Source organism: Streptomyces sp. NPDC019937 (assembly GCF_040631655.1).
Lineage (GTDB): Bacteria > Actinomycetota > Actinomycetes > Streptomycetales > Streptomycetaceae > Streptomyces.
On record NZ_JBEYAL010000026.1, the window covers coordinates 17,752 to 38,030 of the forward strand.

17 protein-coding genes are annotated in these 20,279 nt (G+C 71.7%); 11 read left to right on the forward strand and 6 right to left on the reverse strand.

Annotation, left to right across the window (positions count from 1 at the left end; translation table 11 throughout):
* Positions 1–19 precede the first annotated feature (19 nt).
* Positions 20–283, reverse strand: a complete 264-nt coding sequence (locus tag ABZ562_RS25090; protein WP_004952403.1) for a WhiB family transcriptional regulator — start codon at positions 281–283, stop codon at positions 20–22.
* 610 nt (positions 284–893) lie between these two features.
* Here ABZ562_RS25090 and ABZ562_RS25095 point away from each other — a divergent pair.
* From ABZ562_RS25095 to ABZ562_RS25110, 4 genes are all read left to right on the forward strand, one after another.
* On the forward strand, positions 894–1,418 hold the full coding sequence (locus ABZ562_RS25095) for a cysteine dioxygenase family protein (RefSeq protein ID WP_361483744.1): 525 nt from the start codon (positions 894–896) through the stop codon (positions 1,416–1,418).
* Between the two features lie 50 nt (positions 1,419–1,468).
* Positions 1,469–2,455 carry a 2-phospho-L-lactate transferase gene (gene cofD, locus ABZ562_RS25100; protein WP_361483746.1) on the forward strand — a complete coding sequence of 329 codons (987 nt, stop codon included), beginning with the start codon at positions 1,469–1,471 and terminating at the stop codon, positions 2,453–2,455.
* Positions 2,452–3,810: a coenzyme F420-0:L-glutamate ligase gene (locus ABZ562_RS25105; protein WP_361483748.1), complete on the forward strand. Its 1,359-nt coding sequence runs from the start codon at positions 2,452–2,454 to the stop codon at positions 3,808–3,810. Before cofD ends, ABZ562_RS25105 begins: the two co-directional genes overlap by 4 nt.
* A gap of 185 nt (positions 3,811–3,995) precedes the next feature.
* The gene (locus tag ABZ562_RS25110) at positions 3,996–4,901 is read left to right on the forward strand and encodes a DNA-3-methyladenine glycosylase 2 family protein (RefSeq protein ID WP_361483749.1); all 906 of its coding nucleotides are present in this window, start codon (positions 3,996–3,998) and stop codon (positions 4,899–4,901) included.
* Positions 4,902–4,921: 20 nt separating this feature from the next.
* On the opposite strand, the gene ABZ562_RS25115 is transcribed toward ABZ562_RS25110, so the two are convergent.
* Both ABZ562_RS25115 and ABZ562_RS25120 read right to left on the reverse strand, forming a co-directional pair.
* The gene (locus ABZ562_RS25115; RefSeq protein WP_361483751.1) at positions 4,922–6,022 is read right to left on the reverse strand and encodes an NDP-sugar synthase; all 1,101 of its coding nucleotides are present in this window, start codon (positions 6,020–6,022) and stop codon (positions 4,922–4,924) included.
* Between the two features lie 72 nt (positions 6,023–6,094).
* Positions 6,095–7,492, reverse strand: a complete 1,398-nt coding sequence (locus tag ABZ562_RS25120) for a peptidoglycan recognition protein (protein WP_361483753.1) — start codon at positions 7,490–7,492, stop codon at positions 6,095–6,097.
* 126 nt (positions 7,493–7,618) lie between these two features.
* On the opposite strand from ABZ562_RS25120, the gene ABZ562_RS25125 reads away from it, so the two are divergent.
* The 4 genes from ABZ562_RS25125 (at position 7,619) to ABZ562_RS25140 (ending at position 13,335) form a co-directional block, all read left to right on the forward strand.
* The gene (locus tag ABZ562_RS25125; RefSeq protein WP_361483754.1) at positions 7,619–8,362 is read left to right on the forward strand and encodes a TIGR03089 family protein; all 744 of its coding nucleotides are present in this window, start codon (positions 7,619–7,621) and stop codon (positions 8,360–8,362) included.
* Between the two features lie 228 nt (positions 8,363–8,590).
* The gene (locus ABZ562_RS25130; protein WP_361483756.1) at positions 8,591–9,712 is read left to right on the forward strand and encodes an LCP family protein; all 1,122 of its coding nucleotides are present in this window, start codon (positions 8,591–8,593) and stop codon (positions 9,710–9,712) included.
* 230 nt (positions 9,713–9,942) lie between these two features.
* Positions 9,943–11,634, forward strand: coding sequence for an LCP family protein (locus ABZ562_RS25135; protein WP_361483758.1), 1,692 nt, complete (start codon positions 9,943–9,945; stop codon positions 11,632–11,634).
* Between the two features lie 69 nt (positions 11,635–11,703).
* On the forward strand, positions 11,704–13,335 hold the full coding sequence (locus tag ABZ562_RS25140) for an LCP family protein (RefSeq protein ID WP_361483760.1): 1,632 nt from the start codon (positions 11,704–11,706) through the stop codon (positions 13,333–13,335).
* Positions 13,336–13,411: 76 nt separating this feature from the next.
* Here ABZ562_RS25140 and ABZ562_RS25145 read toward each other — a convergent pair whose 3' ends face one another.
* Positions 13,412–14,434 (reverse strand): glycosyltransferase family 2 protein, encoded by a 1,023-nt coding sequence (locus ABZ562_RS25145; RefSeq protein WP_361483762.1) that lies wholly within the window; start codon positions 14,432–14,434, stop codon positions 13,412–13,414.
* A gap of 211 nt (positions 14,435–14,645) precedes the next feature.
* Between ABZ562_RS25145 and ABZ562_RS25150 the strand changes: the two genes are divergently transcribed.
* Positions 14,646–16,085 (forward strand): LCP family protein, encoded by a 1,440-nt coding sequence (locus ABZ562_RS25150; protein WP_361483764.1) that lies wholly within the window; start codon positions 14,646–14,648, stop codon positions 16,083–16,085.
* A 49-nt stretch (positions 16,086–16,134) separates the two neighbouring features.
* Here the strand turns inward: ABZ562_RS25150 and ABZ562_RS25155 are convergent, their stop codons facing one another.
* Positions 16,135–16,686, reverse strand: coding sequence for an acyl-CoA thioesterase (locus ABZ562_RS25155; RefSeq protein WP_361483766.1), 552 nt, complete (start codon positions 16,684–16,686; stop codon positions 16,135–16,137).
* A 107-nt stretch (positions 16,687–16,793) separates the two neighbouring features.
* Between ABZ562_RS25155 and ABZ562_RS25160 the strand changes: the two genes are divergently transcribed.
* Positions 16,794–18,098: an LCP family protein gene (locus ABZ562_RS25160; protein ID WP_361483768.1), complete on the forward strand. Its 1,305-nt coding sequence runs from the start codon at positions 16,794–16,796 to the stop codon at positions 18,096–18,098.
* Positions 18,099–18,220: 122 nt separating this feature from the next.
* A complete protein-coding gene (locus ABZ562_RS25165) occupies positions 18,221–18,967 on the forward strand; it encodes a DUF6250 domain-containing protein (RefSeq protein ID WP_361483770.1) in 747 nt (248 codons plus the stop codon).
* Positions 18,968–19,029: 62 nt separating this feature from the next.
* Here ABZ562_RS25165 and ABZ562_RS25170 read toward each other — a convergent pair whose 3' ends face one another.
* Positions 19,030–20,193 carry an acyl-CoA dehydrogenase gene (locus ABZ562_RS25170; protein ID WP_361483772.1) on the reverse strand — a complete coding sequence of 388 codons (1,164 nt, stop codon included), beginning with the start codon at positions 20,191–20,193 and terminating at the stop codon, positions 19,030–19,032.
* Between the last annotated feature and the right edge of the window lie 86 nt (positions 20,194–20,279).

A 20,279-nucleotide genomic window follows, 5' to 3' on the forward strand; every position in this document is an offset into this window, starting at 1 on the left:
CGTGAGCTGTGGGGATGTGTCAGACCGCCGCCTTCTTCAGCCGGCGGCGCTCCCGCTCGGAGAGGCCGCCCCAGATGCCGAAGCGTTCGTCGTTGGCGAGGGCGTACTCGAGGCATTCGGAACGGACCTCACAGGCCAGGCAGACCTTCTTCGCTTCGCGCGTGGAACCGCCCTTTTCCGGGAAGAACGATTCGGGATCGGTCTGGGCGCACAGCGCGCGCTCCTGCCAACCGAGCTCCTCGTCCGCCTCTTCGACCAGCAGTTGCTGGAACAACTCGGTCATGTGCGCCCCTCGTCTGTTTTTGCGTCCCCGGTGCCGTCCCCGTGCCCTGGTGCCGTCGGTCGACCGGCAGAACGACACGTGTGAAATTACAAGTGCGCTGATCCGGGCCAGTCAAGCCGAGATCTGCTATTGGGCCTCTTATTCACTCTGCGGAACCAAGGCTGCGCGGAAAGTGTTCAAATCGGCCTAAACTCGACACGTTTCCCTCCGCTGCCCCGGTTCCTCCTCGCACTCACCGTGGAGGACGCCGTGGACACCGTTCCCGTTGCACTCGGCAGCGGGTGCTGCGCCATGTGTCCGGCTAACGCCGGCACAAACCTTTCTGCCTCCACATCGACCGGAAGTGGTGACGTTTCCCGCCAGACCGGTGATCAAGTTGACAGGACGGCGAGGACCCGCTGTCCTTGTCCTCATGTCAGTGACCCACGCGCCCCAGTCGACCCGTGACCACGGGTTCCGCTGCGCCGTGCAGGCTCGCTGTCGCTGTTCCAGCTGTTGATGCCCGTCCGAGGCTCCAGCTTTCTCCCTCGCGTTTCCTTCGCGTCTCCCTGCGTCACCCCGCACAGCTCCCCTTCGCGCCCCGCCGCGCTTCCCGTCGAGGAACCCCCACATGAACAGCGACGTCCAGATCGCCGGTGACCCGCTCGCCATCCCGCATCTGCTGCCGCCCGCGCCCGCGCACCCCACCACCGTCTCCGGCTTCGCCGGACTGGCCCGCGACATCGCCGCCGACCGCGACGGCTGGGCGCCGCTCGTCCGGTACGACGCCACCACTCGCTGGTACCACCGGCTGCGCACCGGCCCCGGCTATGAGGTGTGGCTGCTCAGCTGGGTGCCCGGCCAGGGCAGCGGAGCACATGACCACGGGCGCTCCTCCGGCGTCCTCACCGTTCTCCAGGGCGAGTTGACCGAGCGTGTGGGGGCGGACGGCGGCGCACGGCATACGCTGCGCGCCGGAGCGCAGCGCGTCTTCGCGCCCGGATACGTGCACGATGTCGTCAACGACGCGCTCGAACCCGCCGTCAGCCTGCACATCTACTTCCCCGGCCTCACCGAGATGCCGCCGCATCCCGCCCGGACCGCCGGTACGCCCGCCGATACGGCCGCCCCCGGCGCCCTCGACGTCCTGCGCTGAGCCCGCCCCGCACGGCTCCGTTGTCCGGGGCTGCTGCAAGACTGTGGGGCATGCGCATTGTGGTTCTGGCAGGCGGCATCGGCGGCGCCCGTTTCCTCCGTGGTCTGATGGCGGCGGTTCCCGACGCCGACATCACGGTCATCGGCAACACCGGCGATGACATTCACCTCTTCGGCCTCAAGGTCTGCCCCGACCTGGACACCGTGATGTACACCCTCGGCGGTGGCATCCACGAGGAGCAGGGCTGGGGCCGGGCCGAGGAGACCTTCGCCGTCAAGGAGGAGCTGGCGGCGTACGGCGTGGGGCCCGAGTGGTTCGGCCTCGGCGACCGGGACTTCGCCACCCACATCGTCCGTACGCAGATGATGAGCGCCGGCTATTCGCTCAGCGCCGTCACCGAGGCGCTGTGCGCGCGGTGGCAGCCGGGGGTGCGGCTGCTGCCGATGACGGACGACCGCGTCGAGACGCACGTCCTCATCGACACTGCGGACATCAGCGGCTCCGCCGCGGGGGAAGGCGAGGGCCGCAAGGCCGTCCACTTCCAGGAGTACTGGGTCCGCATGCGCGCCTCCGTGCCCGCCCACGCGGTGGTGCCCGTCGGCGCCGACCAGGCCAAGCCCGCGCCCGGCGTCCTGGAGGCCATCGCCGACGCCGACGTCGTCCTCTTCCCGCCGTCCAACCCCGTCGTCAGCGTCGGCACCATCCTGGCCGTCCCCGGAGTGCGCGAGGCCATCGCCGACGCCGGGGTGCCCGTCGTCGGCCTCTCCCCCATCGTCGGCGACGCGCCCGTGCGCGGCATGGCCGACAAGGTGCTCGCCGCCGTCGGCGTCGAATCCACCGCCGCCGCCGTCGCCAAGCACTACGGCTCCGGGCTGCTCGACGGCTGGCTCGTCGACACCGTGGACGCCGGGGCGGTCGACGAGGTCGAGGCCGCCGGGATCCGCTGCCGGGCCGTCCCGCTCATGATGAGCGACACCGAGGCCACCGCGCGCATGGCCGCCGAGGCGCTGGCGCTGGCCGAGGAGGTCCGGGCATGAGCGGATCGCCCTCCTCGCCCGCTTCGGCCTCCGGGGAGACGCCCTCGTACCAGGTCTGGGCCCTCCCCGGGCTGCCCGAGGTGCGGCCCGGCGACGACCTCGCCAAGCTCATCGCCGACGCCGCGACCGCCGGCGGCCTGCCGGGGCTCGCGCACGGCGACGTCCTGCTCGTCACCTCGAAGATCGTCAGCAAGGCGGAGGGGCGCGTCGTCGCGGGCGACGACCGCGAGGCCGCCATAGACGCCGAGACCGTCCGGGTCGTCGCGCGGCGCGGGCGCACCCGGATCGTCGAGACCCGGCACGGCCTGGTCATGGCCGCCGCCGGAGTCGACGCCTCCAACACCCCGGCCGGGACCATCCTGTTGCTCCCCGAGGACCCCGACGCGTCCGCCCGGGCCATCCGGGCCGGGCTGCGGGACGCGCTCGGCGTCGACGTCGGCGTCATCGTCACCGACACCTTCGGGCGGCCCTGGCGCACCGGGGTCACCGACGTCGCCATCGGCGCGGCCGGGGTGCGCGTCCTGGACGACCTGCGGGGCGGCACCGACACCCACGGGAACGCGCTGAGCGTCACCGTCGTCGCCACCGCCGACGAGCTGGCCGCCGCCGGGGAGCTGGTCAAGGGCAAGGCGGACGGGCTGCCGGTGGCGGTGCTGCGAGGGCTGCCGCACGTGGTGGACGCCGGCGGGGAGCCCGACCCGGGGGCGCGGCCGCTGGTGCGCGGCGCCGCCGACGACATGTTCCGGCTGGGCACCTCGGAGGCCGTACGGGAAGCGGTGACCCTGCGCCGCACGGTCCGGGAGTTCACCGACGAGCCGGTGGACGGCGCGGCGGTGCGGCGCGCCGTGGCCGCCGCCGTCACGGCGCCCGCGCCGCACCACACGACACCGTGGCGGTTCGTGCTGCTGGAGTCGGAGGAGTCGCGGGTGCGGCTGCTCGACGCCATGCGGGACGCCTGGATCGCCGATCTGCGGGGCGACGGCTTCTCGGAGGAGTCCATCGCCAAGCGGGTGCGGCGCGGGGACGTGCTGCGCAAGGCGCCGTATCTGGTGGTGCCGTGCCTGGTCGCGGACGGCGCCCACACCTATCCGGACCCCCGGCGGAACGCGGCGGAGCGGGAGATGTTCGTGGTCGCGGCCGGGGCCGGGGTGCAGAATCTGCTGGTCGCGCTGGCGGGCGAGCGGCTGGGGTCGGCGTGGGTGTCGTCGACGATGTTCTGCCGACCGGTGGTGCGGGAGGTGCTGGACCTGCCGGAGGACTGGGATCCGATGGGCGCGGTCGCCGTGGGCCACCCGGCGGCGGCCCCTGCGGCGCGGCCGGAGCGCGGCGTGGACGGGTTCGTGGCGGTCCGGTAGCGCTGCGGCGCGCGGGTCCCGGTCGCGGTTGCGCTTCAGGGCGCGCGGGGCGGGGGTGCGCGCCGGTGTGGGGGTGGTGCGGGTGCGTTTTCGGGGTGCGGGTGTGTGCGGGGCGGTCGCGGTGGACCGAGGGGGCGAGCCCGGCCGCCGTCCACCGGTCTTCCGGGCGGGCTTAGGGTGGCGGCGTGGTGGGACGTCGTGTGTGGGTGCCTTCCTGCGCGTACGACCTCGCGCGGAACCTCGGAGTGCTGCGGCGGGGCCCGGGAGACCCGGCGTTCCGCGTCGACGCGGACGGCGCGTTCTGGCGGGCCAGCCGGACCCCGGAGGGGCCCGGGACCGTTCGGGTCGCGCGGGACGGCAAGGGCGTCGAGGCCCAGGCCTGGGGGCCGGGGGCCGAATGGCTGCTCGACCGGCTGCCCGCGCTCCTCGGCGACGACGACGATCCGTCCGCGTTCACCCCGCGGCACCGGCTCGTCCACGAGGCGCACCGCCGCAACCCCGGGCTGCGGCTGATCCGGACCGGGCTGGTGCTGGAGTCGCTGATCCCCTCGATCCTGGAGCAGAAGGTCACCAGCGACGAGGCGTACCGGGCCTGGCGGTTGCTGCTGCAGCGCCACGGTGAGCCCGCGCCGGGGCCGGTGGAGCGCATGCGGGTCATGCCCGATCCGCGTGCCTGGGCGCTGATCCCGTCGTGGGAGTGGCACCGGGCGGGCGTGGACGGCAAGCGTTCGGCGACGATCGTGCGGGCCGCGCGGGTCGCCCGGCGGCTGGAGGAGGCCGCGGCCATGGACCTCGAGCCCGCCTCACAGCGTCTCCAGCTGATCCCGGGTATCGGCCCCTGGACGGCGGCGGAGACCCTGCAGCGCAGCAACGGCACCCCGGACGCGATCACGGTCGGGGATCTGCATCTGCCCCGTATCGTCGGCTACGCGCTCACGGGTGAACGCGGTACGGACGACGCGGCGATGCTGGAACTCCTCGCACCCTACGCCGGGCAGCGGCACCGGGCGGCCCGGCTGATCCTGCTGTCGGGCCGTACGCCGCCCCGCCGCGCGCCGCGTTTCGCCGTACGGGACTTCCGGGCGATGTAGCGCGCGGTCGCCGGCCGGCGTTACTGGTCGGAGGAGAACCGCACCGCGCCCGGCGGGATGTCCACCCCGCACCACACCCGCACCCCGTCGCGCAGCTCGTTGTCCGGGCCCACCAGCGCGCCGTCCCCGACCACCGCGCCGTGCAGCACCGTACGGGCGCCGACCCGCGCCCCCGCGCCGATCAGCGAGTCGCACACCTCGGCGCCCTCCTCGACGACGGCGCCCTCCAGCACCGTGCTGCCGTCGATGCGCGCGCCCGCGCCCACCCGGGCCTGCGGCCCGATGACCGTGCCGCCGGTGAGCTTGGCGTCGCCCGCGACGGTGGCGGTCTCCAGGATGAGACGGTCGCCGCAGCGGCCCGGGACGGCCGGGGAGGGGGCGCGGCCGAGGACGAGGTCGGCGGAGCCGCGGACGAAGGCCTGCGGGGTGCCGAGGTCGAGCCAGTACGTGGAGTCGACCATGCCCTGGAGGTGGGCGCCCTCGGCGAGGAGCCCGGGGAAGGTCTCGCGTTCGACGGAGACGGGCCGGTCGGCCGGTATGGCGTCGATCACGGAGCGGTTGAAGACGTACGCGCCCGCGTTGATCTGGTCGGTGACGATCTCCTCGGGGGTCTGCGGCTTCTCCAGGAAGGCGGTGACCCGGCCCTGTTCGTCGGTGGGCACGAGACCGTAGGCGCGGGGGTCGCTGACCCGGGTGAGGTGGAGGGAGACATCGGCCCCGGTCCGGCAGTGGGTCTCGACGAGGGCGCGGATGTCGAGGCCGGTGAGGATGTCGCCGTTGAAGATGAGCACCGGGTCGTCGGGGCCCGAGCGCAGCCGGGAGGCGACGTTGCGGATGGCGCCGCCGGTGCCGAGCGGCTCCTCCTCCGTGACGTACTCCAGGTGGAGCCCGAGGGAGGAGCCGTCGCCGAAGTACGGTTCGAAGACCTCGGCCAGGTAGGACGTGGCGAGCACGATGTGCTCGACCCCGGCGGCGCGGGCGCGGGCGAGTTGGTGAGTCAGGAAGGGAACGCCGGCCGCCGGGACCATCGGCTTGGGAGTGTGCACCGTCATCGGGCGCAGCCGCGTTCCCTTGCCGCCGACCAGGAGGATCGCTTCCGGCGTTGCTGGCGCTTTGGTCACGTAGTCTCTGCTTCCTGCTCTGGCTCCCCGTGGTCGGCGGCCAGTGTATGCAAAAGCCCGGACCGCGCCTCGTCAGCGCCCCTGGAGCCGGGCGGCTGTGCTGCGTACGGAGCCGAGCTTGCGGTACAGGCGCTCTCCGGGGCATTCGGTGGCGAAGCCGTCGCGGTGTCCGGAGATGACGCGCAGCTTCACCCTGGTGCCCTTTTCGTACCTGTTCCCGCCGCCGGACACCAGATGAGTGGTGCCGCGAGGATTCCGGTTGAAGAGGCCGAGTTTCCATGCGGCGAGTCGGGAGAGGGCCTTCATGGCCTTGGCGGAGGGGTCCTTGGTGGAGTACGTGCCGAGGACGGCGATGCCCATGCTGTTCTCGTTGAAGCCGAGGGTGTGCGCCCCGAGTACGGCTTTGGCCACGCCTCCTGCGCGGCCTTCGTAGATGTTCCCGCACTTGTCGACGGTGAAGTTGTAGCCGTAGTCGCGCCAGCCCATGCTCTGGACGTGGTACCGGTAGATACTGCGCAAAACGGAGGGAACCTGGGCGCAGGTGTAGCTGTTGCCGGTCACCGTGTGGTGGACGAAGGCGACTTTGACGGTCTTGCTGTAGACGTAGCCGCTCTCGCGGATGGTCTCGTCGGCGCCCCATCCGGCGCGGGTGATGATGCGCGGCCGGGGTGCGGTGTGGCGGACGGCGCCGGTCTCGGCCTGGCCGGCGGGGAGTTGGGCCGACCCGGACGGGCGCGGGGTCGGGGTCGGGGTGGCGGGCCGGGCGGCGGGGGACACGGCGGCGCCGGTGGGGCGCGGCTCCTGGCGCGGCTGCGCGGCGGCGGTGGGGTGCGGGTGTGCGTGCCAGTGCGCGACGGCGGTGGGGTGCGGATGGGCCGGCTGCGCGGGGGTGGGGTGGGCCGGGGGCGGGGCGGGGGCCGCGCCGGGGTTGACGAGTTCGAGCCGTAGCCCGGCGGGGAGCCCGGCCGGAACCGCGCCGGTGGGCCGGGCGGCGCGGACCCGGGCCTGGACGCCGTCGGAGTCGCCGACCCACAGCGGGGCGGTGCCGCCGTGCGGATGCCCGGCACCGGCGTCGGAGGCACCGCCGGAGGCACCGGGGGCGGGGTCCGGCGCGTCGTCCTCGTACGCCCGGAGGTCGCGCCAGGCGGACCACGCGCCGGTGCGGGCGGCGCGGGTGCGCACCTGGACGCGGCCGGGGAGGTCGGCGGAGGCGTCGTTCCAGACGGCCCCGACGAGGGAGAAGGGGGATACGTCGCGGGCGGCGAGCTGCCGGTCGGCGCCGGGGGCGGCCATGCCCCGGTCGAGCGGGAGCTCCCGGTCGGGCGGGAGCAGCGGCAGCGACTGGGTGCCGCCCCTGAGGGCGGCGCGGTCGGCGTGGTCGGCCCGGGCATGTGCGGTACCCAGGGCGGACGGGAGGGCGAGGGCGGCGGTGCACACGACGCCGACCGAGGATGCAAGGAATCCACGCATGATGAAAATCCTGTGCATATCGTGACACAACTGTCTATTCGGACGCGCGGTCAAGGGCCGACGGACCAGTCGCCCGGCCCTCGGCACCCACTCCGCCGGACGGGTGGGGCGCGTACCCTTGCGCGGATGAACGCCACCGATCGCACCCCCGCCGACCTGCTGCGATCCGCGCTCGCCGCGGATCCCGCGCGCCCCCTCGTGACCTTCTACGACGACGCGACGGGCGAACGCGTCGAACTCTCCGTGGCCACGTTCGCCAATTGGGTGGCGAAAACCGCCAACCTGCTGCAGGACGATCTGGCCGTCGCCCCCGGTGACCGGGTCGCGCTGCTGCTGCCCGCGCACTGGCAGACCGCGGTGTGGCTGCTGGCCTGTTCGTCGGTCGGGGTCCTCGCGGACCTCGGCGGCGACCCGGCCGCGGCCGATGTGGTGGTGAGCGGGCCGGACACCCTGGAGGAGGCGCGCGCCTGCTCCGGGGAGCGGATGGCGCTCGCCCTGCGCCCCCTGGGCGGCCGGTTCCCGCAGCCGCCGCAGGGGTTCGCCGACTACGCCGTGGAGGTGCCGAGCCAGGGAGACCGCTTCGCGCCGTACGCCCCGGTGGACCCGGACGCGCCCGCGCTGGCCGTCGGCGGACTGGAGCTGACCGGCGCGGAGCTGGTGGAGCGGGCGCGCGCGGACGCCGCGGCGCACGGGCTGGAGCCGGGCTCCCGGGTGCTGTCGGGGCTGCCGTACGACGGCTGGGAGGGACTGTCGTACGGGCTGTACGCGCCGCTGGCGGCGGGCGGCTCGGTGGTGCTGTGCCGTCACCTGGACCAGCTGGACGAGAAGGGGCTCGCCGAGCGCCGGGAGAGCGAGCGCGTCACCGTCTAGCCCCCTCGTCCCCGGCAGCCCCGCAGAGGCCCACGGCCCGGCGGTCCGTCTGACCCGTACGGCGGATCGCCGGGCCGAGCCCGCGCGCCCCGGCGTACACCCCGCGCGATGATCGACGGATACGTACAACCATGTGCGGGGTTCGCATGTCTGTCCCAATGATCGGCCCAGCACGCGATACCGCTCCCGTCCGCTGCCGGGCGGGAGGCGGGGTGGGAGGACGCGGACGTGACGACTGACGGCCAAGAGCCGGCGCCGAGACCCGGGCGCCGCTGGCTGCGCGTGGTCGCGCTGGGCGCGACCCTGCTGGTGCTGTCGGTCGCCGGGACGGGGTGGTGGTTCTACGAGCGCCTCGACCGCAACATCCGCACCGACACCCGGACCGCCGACGAACTGCGGAAGTACGAGGCCGAGCGGCCGGTGTCGATGGTCCGCGACGCGCAGAACATCCTGGTGATCGGCTCCGACAACCGGGGCGGCAAGGGGAACGGCAAGTACGGCCGGGACACCGGCACCCAGCGCTCGGACACCACGATCCTGCTGCACCTCCAGGCCGGGGGGAAGAGCGCGACCGCCGTCTCCATCCCGCGCGACCTGATGGTGGACGTCCCGGACTGCGACCGGCCGAAGGGCGGCGGCCGGCTGGCGGCCCGGTTCGCCCAGTTCAATTGGGCGTTCGAGTTCGGCGGCGCGGCCTGCACGATCCGTACCGTGGAGAAGCTCACCGGGATCCGGGTGGACCACCATGTGATCGTGGACTTCAGCGGCTTCAAGAAGCTGGTGAACGCGGTCGGGGGCGTGGAGGTGTGCCTGACGGAGCCGGTCGACGACGACGACGCGCACCTGAAGCTGCCGGCGGGCCGTCAGGTCCTGCACGGGGAGAAGGCCCTCGGCTACGTCCGCGCCCGCTACTCCATCGGCAACGGCAGCGACACCGAGCGCATCGCCCGCCAGCAGGAGTTCCTCAGCTCCCTTGTGAAGAAAGTGCAGAGCAATGGTGTACTGCTCAATCCGGCGAAGCTGTATCCGGTGCTCAACGCGGCGACATCCGCGCTGACCACCGATCCGGGGCTGGACACCCTCAAGGACCTCTACGGGCTGGTGCGCGGGATGCGGGGCATCCCGCGTGAGAAGATCCGTTTTCTTACGATTCCGCGACAGCCGTATACGTACAACAAGAACCGTGATGAACTCGTCCAGCCCGATGCCGACCGGCTGTTCCGGCAACTGCGCCTGGACCGCCCAGTGTCGGTGACCCGCGCCGTCACGGCCACCCGTGGTGAGGATCCCAAGGGTGTGGACCGCGCTCCGTACCAGGGGACCACGGCCGCTCGTGACATCTGTGAGTAAAGCCCGGTAAAGGCGGGGCCCCGACTCGTGAAGAATCTCGAAAGGATTGGGCAGATTGCCCAGTTGTAGGGAAGTGGAATTTGTCACCGGCGTCGCTTGACGCGGATCCGGGCGGATAGTGTGAGCGATCCGGTGCGCTCCGAGAGGTGACCGCGCACTGTATATGAAGACGGACCGAGCGCCTTGAGGGGGAGGCGCCCGCGTGGCACCGACGGAGGACACAGGCGACCGTGGACGCGCAAGGCCATGGGCGGGACGGTGACATCGACCCCGCCGATCAGTGGGTGTTCGACCCGAATACCGGCAACTATGAGCTGCGGCTGAACCCCGCTGGGGAGACGGCCGCTGCCGCCGAGCCCCACGACGCCGCCCCCAGAAGCAGGGGCCGCCGTCGCGCCCCCGAGCCCGAGCCGCGGGGACGCAGGCGGGCGGCGGGCAAGCGGGAACCGGAGAAGGCGGTGGCACCGGCGAGCAGGAGAAAGCCGAAGCCGAAGAAGTCGAAGACGAGGAAGGCGCTGTACTGGGGAAGTGGCACCCTGGCCTTCGTGCTGGTCGGCGGCTCGGCCGCGGCGTACCTCGTCTATCAGCACCTCAACGGGAACATCAGCAAGGTGGACATCGGCGAGAACAACGCCGCGGTCACCGACGGACCGATGAACATCCTGCTCATCGGCACCGACCGGCGTGATGGCAAGGGGAACACGGGCTACGGTGACGCGGGTAGCGTCGGCCACGCCGACACCACGCTCGTCATGCATGTCTCCGGGGACCGGACCAACGCCACGGTGCTGTCCATTCCCCGCGACATGATCACGGACATCCCGGACTGTCCGACCAAGCAGAAGGACGGTTCGGAGAAGGTCATCCCGGGCGAGCAGGAGGCGCGCTTCAACACCAGCCTCGGCCAGGAGGGGCGCGACCCCGGCTGCACCATGAAGACGGCCGAGAAGATCACCGGGCTGGACATCACCCACTTCATGATGGCCGACTTCAACGCCGTCAAGTCGATGTCCACGGCGGTCGGCGGGGTCGACGTCTGCCTCGCCAAGGACATCGACGACCCCAAGTCGCATCTGAAACTGAAGGCCGGCAACCACAACATCAAGGGCGAGCAGGCGCTGGCGTTCGTCCGGACCCGGCACTCGGTGGGCTTCGGCGGCGACCTGGACCGGATCAAGCTGCAGCAGCAGTTCCTCAGCTCCATGATGCGCAAGATGAAGGGGAACGGGACGCTCAGCAGCCCCAGCAAGATGTGGGGCCTGGCCAACACCGCCACCAAGGCGCTCACCGTGGACACCGGCATCGGCACCGTCGACAAGCTCGTCTCGCTGGGGAAGGCGCTCGGCAAGGTCAATCTGAAGAACATGACCTTCACGACGGTTCCGGTCGTCGACAACACCGACGGCGCGACCGTGCTGCTCGACCAGACCAAGGCCGAGCCGCTGTTCGCCATGGTCCGGCAGGACGTGTCGCTGACCGAGGTGAAGAAGCAGGAGAAGGCGGCCAAGGACAAGCAGGCGGCGCGGCTCAAGGGGCCGAAGGCCGACGCGGCGGAGGTCCGGGCCAAGGTGCTGAACGGCAGCGGGCAGACGGGGGCCGCCCAGGAGACCCTGGAGTGGATGCAGAACATCGAGGGGATGCCGCTCACCAGCAACGGCGGAAACGCTCCGGCAGATCTTGAGAAGACCACCCTGGAGTACGCTCCCAACCAGGCGGACCAGGCACGCCGGCTGGCCGACAGCATGGGCCTGCCCGCGTCCGCGATGAAGGAAGGCACGAAGGACGCCGCCCCCAGGGCGGAGATGACGCTGACGCTCGGCGCCGACTACAAGGGCGTGGGTGTCCCCATCTCCGCTCCGGCGAAGGCGCCGAAGGACATTCAGAAGGTCGAGGCCGACGACAAGAACGTCTGCGCCAAATGACCACCCCTGACCGTCGGAGCACCCTCGCCCATCGGTCCGGACGAGTACAGAAGTACGGGGAGGGGCCCGATGCGGCAGAGCAGTGTGCGGGGGGAGGGACGGCGGCAAGCCGTGCCCGAACCGCGCGGCACCGGTGAGGATGACAGACCGCCCGGAGCGGAAGGCCCCGCGTCCGGTGACGCGGGGCGCCGCGGCGGCGGTCGGAGTGGCCCGGCGGCCAAGCGCGGCAGCCGGGGGTTACGGGTGGTGCGGTGGAGCGTACTGACGCTGGCCGCGCTGGTACTGGCCGCGGCAGCCGGCGGCTACCTGTACTACAACCACCTGAACGGCAATCTGCGGAAGGAAGCCCTCGACCTCGGCGACAGCAAGCTGGGCAAGCCCGAGCCGAACGCGGCGGGCCAGACCCCGCTGAACATCCTGCTGATCGGTTCGGACAGCCGTAACACCGCGGAGAACGTGAAGCTCGGCGGCGCCAAGCAGGACGCCGACCGCAAGCCGCTGGCCGATGTGCAGATGCTGGTGCACGTCGCGGCCGACCGCAGCAACATGTCGGTGGTCAGCATCCCGCGCGACACCCGGGTGACCATCCCCCGGTGCACCGACCCGGACGACGGGCGCGTCTACCCGAAGACCCAGGCGGCGATCAACCAGTCGCTGCAGCACGGCGGCCCGGGCTGCACGGTGGCCACCTGGAAGGAACTGACCGGCATATACATCGATCACTTCATGATGATCGACTTCACCGGCGTGGTCTCCATGGCGGACGCCGTCGGCGGCGTCCCGGTGTGCGTGAAGGACAACGTCTACTCGCACGACAGCAAGGGCCACGGCTCGGGGCTGCGGCTGACCAAGGGCACCCACCCGGTCAAGGGCATCCAGGCCCTCCAATGGCTGCGGACCCGCTACGGCTTCGAGGACAACTCCGACATCGGCCGGGCCAAGGCCCAGCACATGTACATGAGCTCGATGATCCGCCAGCTGAAGCAGGGCACCAAGCTCACCGACCCGGGCAAGCTGATGGACCTGGCGGAGGCGGCCACCGACGCGCTGACCGTCGACCACGGCCTCGGCGACGTCAAGAAGCTGTACAACCTGGGCAACGACCTGAAGCGGGTGCCGACCGAGCGCACCACGATGGTCACCATGCCGTGGCAGTACAGCGCGGACGAGCAGTTCGTGGAGCCCAAGCCCGGCGACGCCGAGCAGACCTTCTCGCTGCTGCGCAACGACACGGCGCTGGACGGCAAGGACAAGAAGAAGCCCGACAGGACCCCGGCCCCCACCGCGCCCAAGGGCGAGATCCCGGTCACCGTGCAGAACGGCACCGCCTCCACGGTGTACGGGCCCGTCTCCGGCCGCGCCCGGGTGCTCACCGACCAGCTGGTGCAGCTCGGCTACACCAAGGCCACCGCGAACACGGTGCTCATCTCGCAGGCCGACACCACCGTGGCCTACCCGAACGAGGCCGAGCAGGGCGACGCCCTCGCCGTGGCCAAGGCGCTGGGGCTGCCCAAGAGCGCGGTGAAGTCCTCGAAGTCGGTGCAGAACGTGACCGTGGTGGTCGGCAACGACTGGCGGTCGGGCACGACCTACCCGAAGGCCGGGTCGGCCGACGACGACAAGACGCCGGAGAGCGCCGACGCCCTCAACGGTGAGGACAAGAAGGCGTGCATGTCGGTCAACCCGAACTACACCTTCTGACGGCTCCTTCCGGGAGACGCGACCGAAAGGGGCCGGACCACCTGGTCCGGCCCCTCACGTCATCCGTACGCCGGGCTCACCCGCTCTGCGCCACGACCGCCGGGCGGCGGCTGGCGATGACCTTCTTGGCGAGCGCCCGGGGGCTGGTCAGGAAGCCCCAGCCCCACGACATGTGCATGGTCGCGAGGGCGAGCGGGATCCGCACCCGGGCCCCCGCCGGAAGCCCCTTCCCGGCCGGGACCGAGCCGGCGACGATGGCCGCCAGATACCCGCCCGGGACCAGGAACCCCCACGGGGTGACGGCCGCGCCCACCACGGCGCCCGCCGCGATGGCCACCACGGCGGCCGGCGGGGCGAGGTAGCGCAGGTTGATCGAGCCCTGGTGGAAGCGGGCCACGACATGGCGCCAGCGCCCGTAGTTCCGGTACTGCTTGGCCAGCTCCCGCACGTTCGGCCGCGGCCGGTACGAGACCTTCAGCTCGGGCGAGAACCAGACCAGCCCGCCCGCCTCGCGGATGCGGAAGTTCAGCTCCCAGTCCTGGGCGCGGATGAATTCCTCGTTGTAGCCGCCCTGCTGCTCCAGCGCCTCACGGCGGAAGACGCCCAGGTAGACGGTGTCGGCGGGGGCCGCCTCGCCGCCGGTGTGGAAGGCGGCGTTGCCGACGCCGATCTTCGAGGTCATGGCGGCGGCCACGGCCCGCTCCCAGTCGTTCTCGCCCTCGGCGTGCATGATGCCGCCGACGTTCTGCGCGCCGGTCTCCTCCAGCAGCCGCACGGCGGTCGCGATGTAGTTCGGCGAGAGCATGCCGTGTCCGTCGACCCGCACCACCACCGGGTGGCGGGACGCCTTGATCGCGGCGTTCAGCGCGGCGGGAGTGCGGCCCGTGGGGTTGGGCACGGTGTTCACCCGCGGATCCTCGGCGGCCAGCTCGGCGGCGATCTCTTCGGTACGGTCCGCGGACGGGCCGACCGCGATCACCACCTCCATCTCACCGTCGTACTCCTGCTCCAGGATGTGCCGCACGGCATTGCGCAGATGGCGTTCCTCATTGAGCACCGGCATGATCACGGAGACGGCCGGGAGCTGACGCGGGGGCATGGCACCTCGGGGTTTCGGGGGCCGCGCCCCCAGGAGACTGCAGTAGCGGGCCCACGTTACCGCGAATGGGGGCACCGGAACGCGCCGCCCGGGTGGCAGCGGCCGGCACCGGCGGCGTGGGGCGCCGGGGTGCTCATCGTATGGCCCTACCGTGACAGCGGTTCCGACCCGCCAGCGCCCCGCCCGGGCCCGTTCACGGAGGTCTCCTTCGGTGAGTGCACCGGCCCGATCGACGCGCCCGCCACGCCCCCGGCCCCGCTCCGGGCGCCGCCGCCGCTGGGGTCTGCGGATCGCCCTGTTCATCGCGTGCCTGGTGCTGGCCGTCAGCGCGATCGGGCACCTGATGGTCCGGGAGCTGGAATCCGGCATCCACCGGGTGGACGCCTTCGGCGGCCTGGACAACCGGCCGGAGAACGCCGGGGGCGGCGTCAACTTCCTGGTCGTCGGCACCGACGGCCGGGACCGGATCACCCGGCAGGAGAAGGTGCTGTACCGGCTCGGCGGGGCGCCCTGCCACTGCACCGACACGGTCATCCTGGTCCACCTGTCGGCGGACCGCCGCCGGGCCTCCGTGGTCAGCCTGCCCCGCGACTCGTACGCCATGATCCCCGCGTACACCGACCGCGCCGGGAAGCGGCACCCCGCCCATCCGCAACGGCTCAACGCCGCCTACGCCGAGGGCGGGCCCAGCCTCACCGTGCGCACCGTCGAGCATGCGACCGGCGTGCACATCGACCACTATCTGGAGGTCGACTTCACCAGCTTCATGAAGACCGTCGACATGGTCGGCGGGGTGAAGGTGTGCACGGCCCGGCGGCTCAAGGACGACCACACCGGCCTCGACCTGCCGCCCGGCACCCACGTCCTGGGCGGCGGCCAGGCGCTGCAGTACGTCCGCTCCCGCCACACCGACGGCACCTCCGACCTCGGCCGCATCCAGCGCCAGCAGCGCTTCCTGGCCTCGGTGCTCCACCAGACGGCGGCGGGCGGCGTCCTGCTGAACCCGGTGCGGTTCAACGCCGTCGCCACCACCCTGCTCGGCTCGGTCCGCGCCGACCACGGCTTCGGCGCGGAGGACCTGATGGCCCTGGGCCGGGCCATGAACGGCCTCACCCCGGCGTCCTCCGAGTTCGCCTCGGTCCCGGTGCTCCTGCCGGGGCGGCCGCTCAAGGGCGTCGGCTCCACACTGCACTGGGACCGGCCCAGGGCGGAGCGGCTGTTCGACGCCATCCGCCGGGACCAGCCGCTGACCCGGCACCACGCGCGGTCCGAGGCCACCGTCGTCGACGTGGCCCCGGGGCAGGTCCGGGTCCACGTGCTCAACGGCACCGGGACGACCGGGCTCGCCCGCCGCGCGGACCGGGCGCTGCACGCCACCGGCTTCGCCACCACCGGCTCCCCCGCCGACGCGGCCACCAAGGACGTGGCGCGCACGCTCATCACGTACGACCCGGTCTGGGACCGCTCGGTGCGCACCCTGGCCGCCGCGCTGCCCGGGGCGCAGCTGAAGCCGGTACCGGGGCAGGGCGGGGTGATGCAGGTCACGGTCGGCGCGGACTACGAGGACGTGCACCCGGTGCGCACCGAGGACCCGCGCAAGGACCGCCCCGGCCTCGGCGCCGTCACCGGCGACGAGGTCAGCTGCCCGTAGCGGTGCCGGCCCGTGGCGGTGTGACGGCTGACGCGGTCGCCTTTGCCGCTTACGGCTCCTCGGTGCCCTCCGCGGCGCGCCGGGCGCGCAGCTCCTTGATCGCGCGGCGGCGGGCCAGCCGGTGGGTGCGGCGGATCTCGGCCTCCTGGTAGCGCCGCTTGTCGCGCTCGGTCTCCGGTATGACCGGCGGCACGGGCCGGGGCTTGCCGTCGGCGTCGACCGCGGCGAAGACCAGATAGGCGCTGCCGACCTGGGTGGCGGGGGTGGACTCGTTCCACCGCTCGGCCAGCACCCGCACCCCGACCTCCATGGAGGACCGTCCGGTCCAGTTGACCTGGGCCTTCACATGGACGAGATCGCCGACGCGGACCGGCTCCAGGAAGGCCATCTCGTCCATCGAGGCGGTGACCGCGGGGCCCTCGGAGTGCCGCCCGGCGACCGCCCCGGCGGCGTCGTCGACGAGCTTCATGATCACGCCGCCGTGGACGGTGCCGAGGAGGTTGGTGTCGTTGCCGGTCATGATGTGCGACAGCGTGGTGCGGGAGGCGGACGTGGGCTTGCCCGGAAGGTCCGTGTCCACGTCATGGGCCTGTTTGGTCATGCCGTCCACCTTATGCGGACCGGATTCTTATCAGCTCTGCAACAGCCATGCCGCGATACGGCACCCGCCCTGTAAGACAGCAGGTCCGACCAGGCACACTGCCATGCATGAGCGAATGGCCCCAGGGTTGGACCGGTGACCGCAACGACCGGTACGGACGCGGCAGCGGTAGCCCCCAGCCAGAGGGGGCCCGCTCCATGCCGCAGGTACGGCGGGCGGCGCCGGGCGGCGGCGGGCAGCAGCCCGCCGAGCCGCCGCTGCCCCCGGAGCTGTCGCCGCGGGGGAGCGTGCCGCGGCCCTCGCCGAGCTATGACGAGTACGGCGGCCACGGCGGCGACGGTTACAACACGGGCCAGGTATATGGCGGCGGCCGCGGGCCGGGCGGTCCCGGCCGTCCCGGCGGCGGCGCGCGGAGGGGCGGACCGGTGAACTGGCGGCGTCGGATAACCATCGGTCTGGTCACCCTGGTCGCGCTGCTGCTCGCGGTCGGTATCGGCACCTACTTCTGGGCCGACGGCAAGCTCAAGCGCGAGGTCGACCTCAGCAAGGTCGAGGACCGGCCGACCGGCGGCAAGGGCACCAACTACCTGATCGTCGGTTCGGACAGCCGTGAGGGCATGTCCGCGGAGGACAAGAAGAAGCTGCACACCGGCTCCGCCGAGGGCCGCCGCACCGACTCCATGATCCTGCTCCACGTCGGTGAGAACGGGAACACCATGGTCAGCCTCCCGCGTGACTCCTGGGTCACCATCCCGGCCTTCACCGGCTCGTCGAGCGGCAACCGGATCCCGGCGAGCCAGAACAAGCTGAACGCCTCCTACTCCTCGGAGGGCCCGCAGCTGCTCACCCGGACCATCGAGTACAACACCGGTCTGAAGATCGACCACTACGCGGAGATCGGCTTCGACGGCTTCGCCAAGATCGTCGACGGGGTCGGCGGGGTCGACATCAACATCCCCCAGGACATGAACGACAAGTTCTCCGGGGCCGACTTCAAGAAGGGCGAGCAGACGCTCAACGGCCAGCAGGCGCTCGCCTTCGTCCGCCAGCGCCACGGCCTGGCCGGCGGTGACCTGGACCGCACCAAGAACCAGCAGCGGTTCCTGGCGGCGCTCGCCAACAAGGCGGCGACGCCGAGCACGGTCCTGAACCCCTTCAAGCTCTACCCGATGATGGGCGCCGGCCTGGACAGCCTGATCGTTGACAAGGACATGAGCCTGTGGGACCTGAAGGACATGTTCTTCGCGATGAAGAGCGTCTCCAACGGTGAGGGCAAGCAGATGAACATGCCCGTCTCCAACCCCGGTCTCCCCACTTCCAAGGGCAGCGCCGTCCAGTGGGACATGCCCAAGGTCAAGCAGCTGGTGGGCGAGCTGAAGAACGACGAGAAGGTCACCGTCTCCGGCAACTGACCACCACGCCGTCGCACGACGACCGCCGCCGGGCCCGAGCGCCCGGCGGCGGTCGTCTGTTAGGTTCGTCCCGCGCTACGGATTGAAACGGTTCAATCATCCCGGGAAGGAACCGCACCACGATGACGTACCGCCCCGCCCCCGACCGCCGACGCCTGCTCCGCGGCCTCACCGTCGCCGCCGCCGCGGCCGCCACGGCCGCCGCCGCACCGGCCGCCCTCGCCGCGCCCGCCACCGCCCCCACGGGCCGCGGCCGCTGGACCCGGATCGCCCACGACGACTTCCGCCACGGCACCCGCCAGTGGGCCGCCGAACTGGAGAGCGGCGGGACGGTGCGCACCCGGCACGGGGTGCTCGACGTCGACGTACCGGGCGGCGCGACCGTCTGGTTCACCCGCGAGCTGACCGGCCCGTACGTCATCGAGTACACGGCCACCCCGGTCGCGGAGGGCGGCCCCAACGACCATGTGACCGACCTCAACGCGTTCTGGAACGCCCGGGACGTCCGCTCCCCCGGCGACCTCTTCGCCACGCCGCGCAGCGGCACCTTCGCCGACTACGACCTGCTGAAGACGTACTACGTCGGCTACGGCGCCAACCTCAACACCACCACCCGCATGCGGCGCTACGTCGGCGAGCCGGGCAACCGCCCCCTGCTGTTCGACCTCACCGAGCCGCTGCTCACTCCGAACGCCCCGCACCGCGTCCGCCTGGTGTCCGCCGGGCGGACCGTCCAGTACTGGAGCAACGGCGCGCTGCTCTGCGACTACCGGGACCCGGAGCCCTACACCAGCGGCTGGTTCGGCTTCCGCACCGTCGCCAGCCACTTCCGCCTGGCGGACTTCTCGGTCTGGCGGCCGCACGCCTGAACTACGCGGACATGACGAGGGCGGGGGCGCCGCGCACGGCACCCCCGCCCCCGGTCCCGGCCCTACGGCAGGTTGCGCGCCATGACGACCCGCTGAACTTGGTTCGTTCCTTCATAGATCTGGGTGATCTTGGCGTCGCGCATCATGCGCTCGACCGGGTAGTCGCGGGTGTAGCCGTAGCCGCCGAGCAGCTGGACGGCGTCCGTGGTGACCTCCATCGCCACGTCCGAGGCGAAGCACTTGGCGGCGGCGCCCTGGTAGGTGAGGTCGGCGTCGCCGCGCTCGGAGGCGGCGGCCGCCTGGTAGGTCAGGGCGCGCGCGGCCGAGATCTTCATGGCCATGTCGGCGAGCATGAACTGGATGCCCTGGAAGTCGGCGATCGCCTTGCCGAACTGCTTGCGCTCCTTGACGTAGCCCTTGGCGTAGTCGAGGGCGCCCTGGGCGATGCCGAGGGCCTGGGCGGCGATGGTGATGCGGGTGTGGTCGAGGGTCTTCATGGCGGTGGCGAAGCCGGTGCCCTCGGCGCCGATCATGCGGTCGGCGGGGATGCGCACATTGTCGAGGTAGACCTCGCGCGTCGGGGAGCCCTTGATGCCGAGCTTCTTCTCCGGGGCGCCGAAGGAGACGCCCTCGTCGGACTTCTCCACGACGAAGGCGGAGATGCCCTTGGACCGCTTCTCGGGGTCGGTGACGGCCATCACCGTGTAGTAGTCGGAGACCCCGGCGTTGGTGATCCAGCGCTTGACGCCGTTGAGGACGTAGGAGTCGCCGTCGCGCACCGCCTTGGTCTTCATGCCGGCCGCGTCGGAGCCCGCGTCGGGCTCGGAGAGGCAGTACGAGAACATCGCGTCGCCCTTGGCGAGCGGGCCCAGGTACCGCTTCTTCAGGTCCTCGGAGCCGGAGAGGATGACGGGCAGTGAGCCCAGCTTGTTGACCGCGGGGATCAGGGAGGAGGAGGCGCACACCCGGGCGACCTCCTCGATGACGATCACGGTCGCGAGCGCGTCGGCGCCGGCGCCGCCGTACGACTCGGGGACGTGCACCGCGTGCAGGTCATTGGCGACCAGGGAGTCCAGTGCTTCCTGTGGGAAGCGGCCTTCCTCGTCGACCTCGGCCGCGAAGGGGGCTATTTTCGCCTCGGCGAGTGAGCGGACCGAATCGCGGAGCATGTCGTGCTCCTCGGACGGCCGGTACAGGTCGAAGTCTGCGTTTCCCGAGGACGCCAAGGTCTTCTCACTCCCCTATGATGCTAACTACCGTTAAGTAACTGAATTCTAGGGCCGCCGTCCCGGCTCGTATACGTGAGTTACCC

Bases quoted from the DNA above. Each gene is read 5' to 3' on its own strand.
- ABZ562_RS25140 (WP_361483760.1), top strand. From the start codon at position 11,704: ATGCGGCAGAGCAGTGTGCGGGGGGAGGGACGGCGGCAAGCCGTGCCC.
- ABZ562_RS25155 (WP_361483766.1), bottom strand. From the start codon at position 16,686: ATGACCAAACAGGCCCATGACGTGGACACGGACCTTCCGGGCAAGCCC.
- ABZ562_RS25105 (WP_361483748.1), top strand. From the start codon at position 2,452: ATGAGCGGATCGCCCTCCTCGCCCGCTTCGGCCTCCGGGGAGACGCCC.
- ABZ562_RS25090 (WP_004952403.1), bottom strand. From the start codon at position 283: ATGACCGAGTTGTTCCAGCAACTGCTGGTCGAAGAGGCGGACGAGGAG.
- ABZ562_RS25165 (WP_361483770.1), top strand. From the start codon at position 18,221: ATGACGTACCGCCCCGCCCCCGACCGCCGACGCCTGCTCCGCGGCCTC.
- ABZ562_RS25160 (WP_361483768.1), top strand. From the start codon at position 16,794: ATGAGCGAATGGCCCCAGGGTTGGACCGGTGACCGCAACGACCGGTAC.
- ABZ562_RS25145 (WP_361483762.1), bottom strand. From the start codon at position 14,434: ATGCCCCCGCGTCAGCTCCCGGCCGTCTCCGTGATCATGCCGGTGCTC.
- ABZ562_RS25125 (WP_361483754.1), top strand. From the start codon at position 7,619: ATGAACGCCACCGATCGCACCCCCGCCGACCTGCTGCGATCCGCGCTC.
- ABZ562_RS25120 (WP_361483753.1), bottom strand. From the start codon at position 7,492: ATGCGTGGATTCCTTGCATCCTCGGTCGGCGTCGTGTGCACCGCCGCC.
- ABZ562_RS25095 (WP_361483744.1), top strand. From the start codon at position 894: ATGAACAGCGACGTCCAGATCGCCGGTGACCCGCTCGCCATCCCGCAT.
- cofD (WP_361483746.1), top strand. From the start codon at position 1,469: ATGCGCATTGTGGTTCTGGCAGGCGGCATCGGCGGCGCCCGTTTCCTC.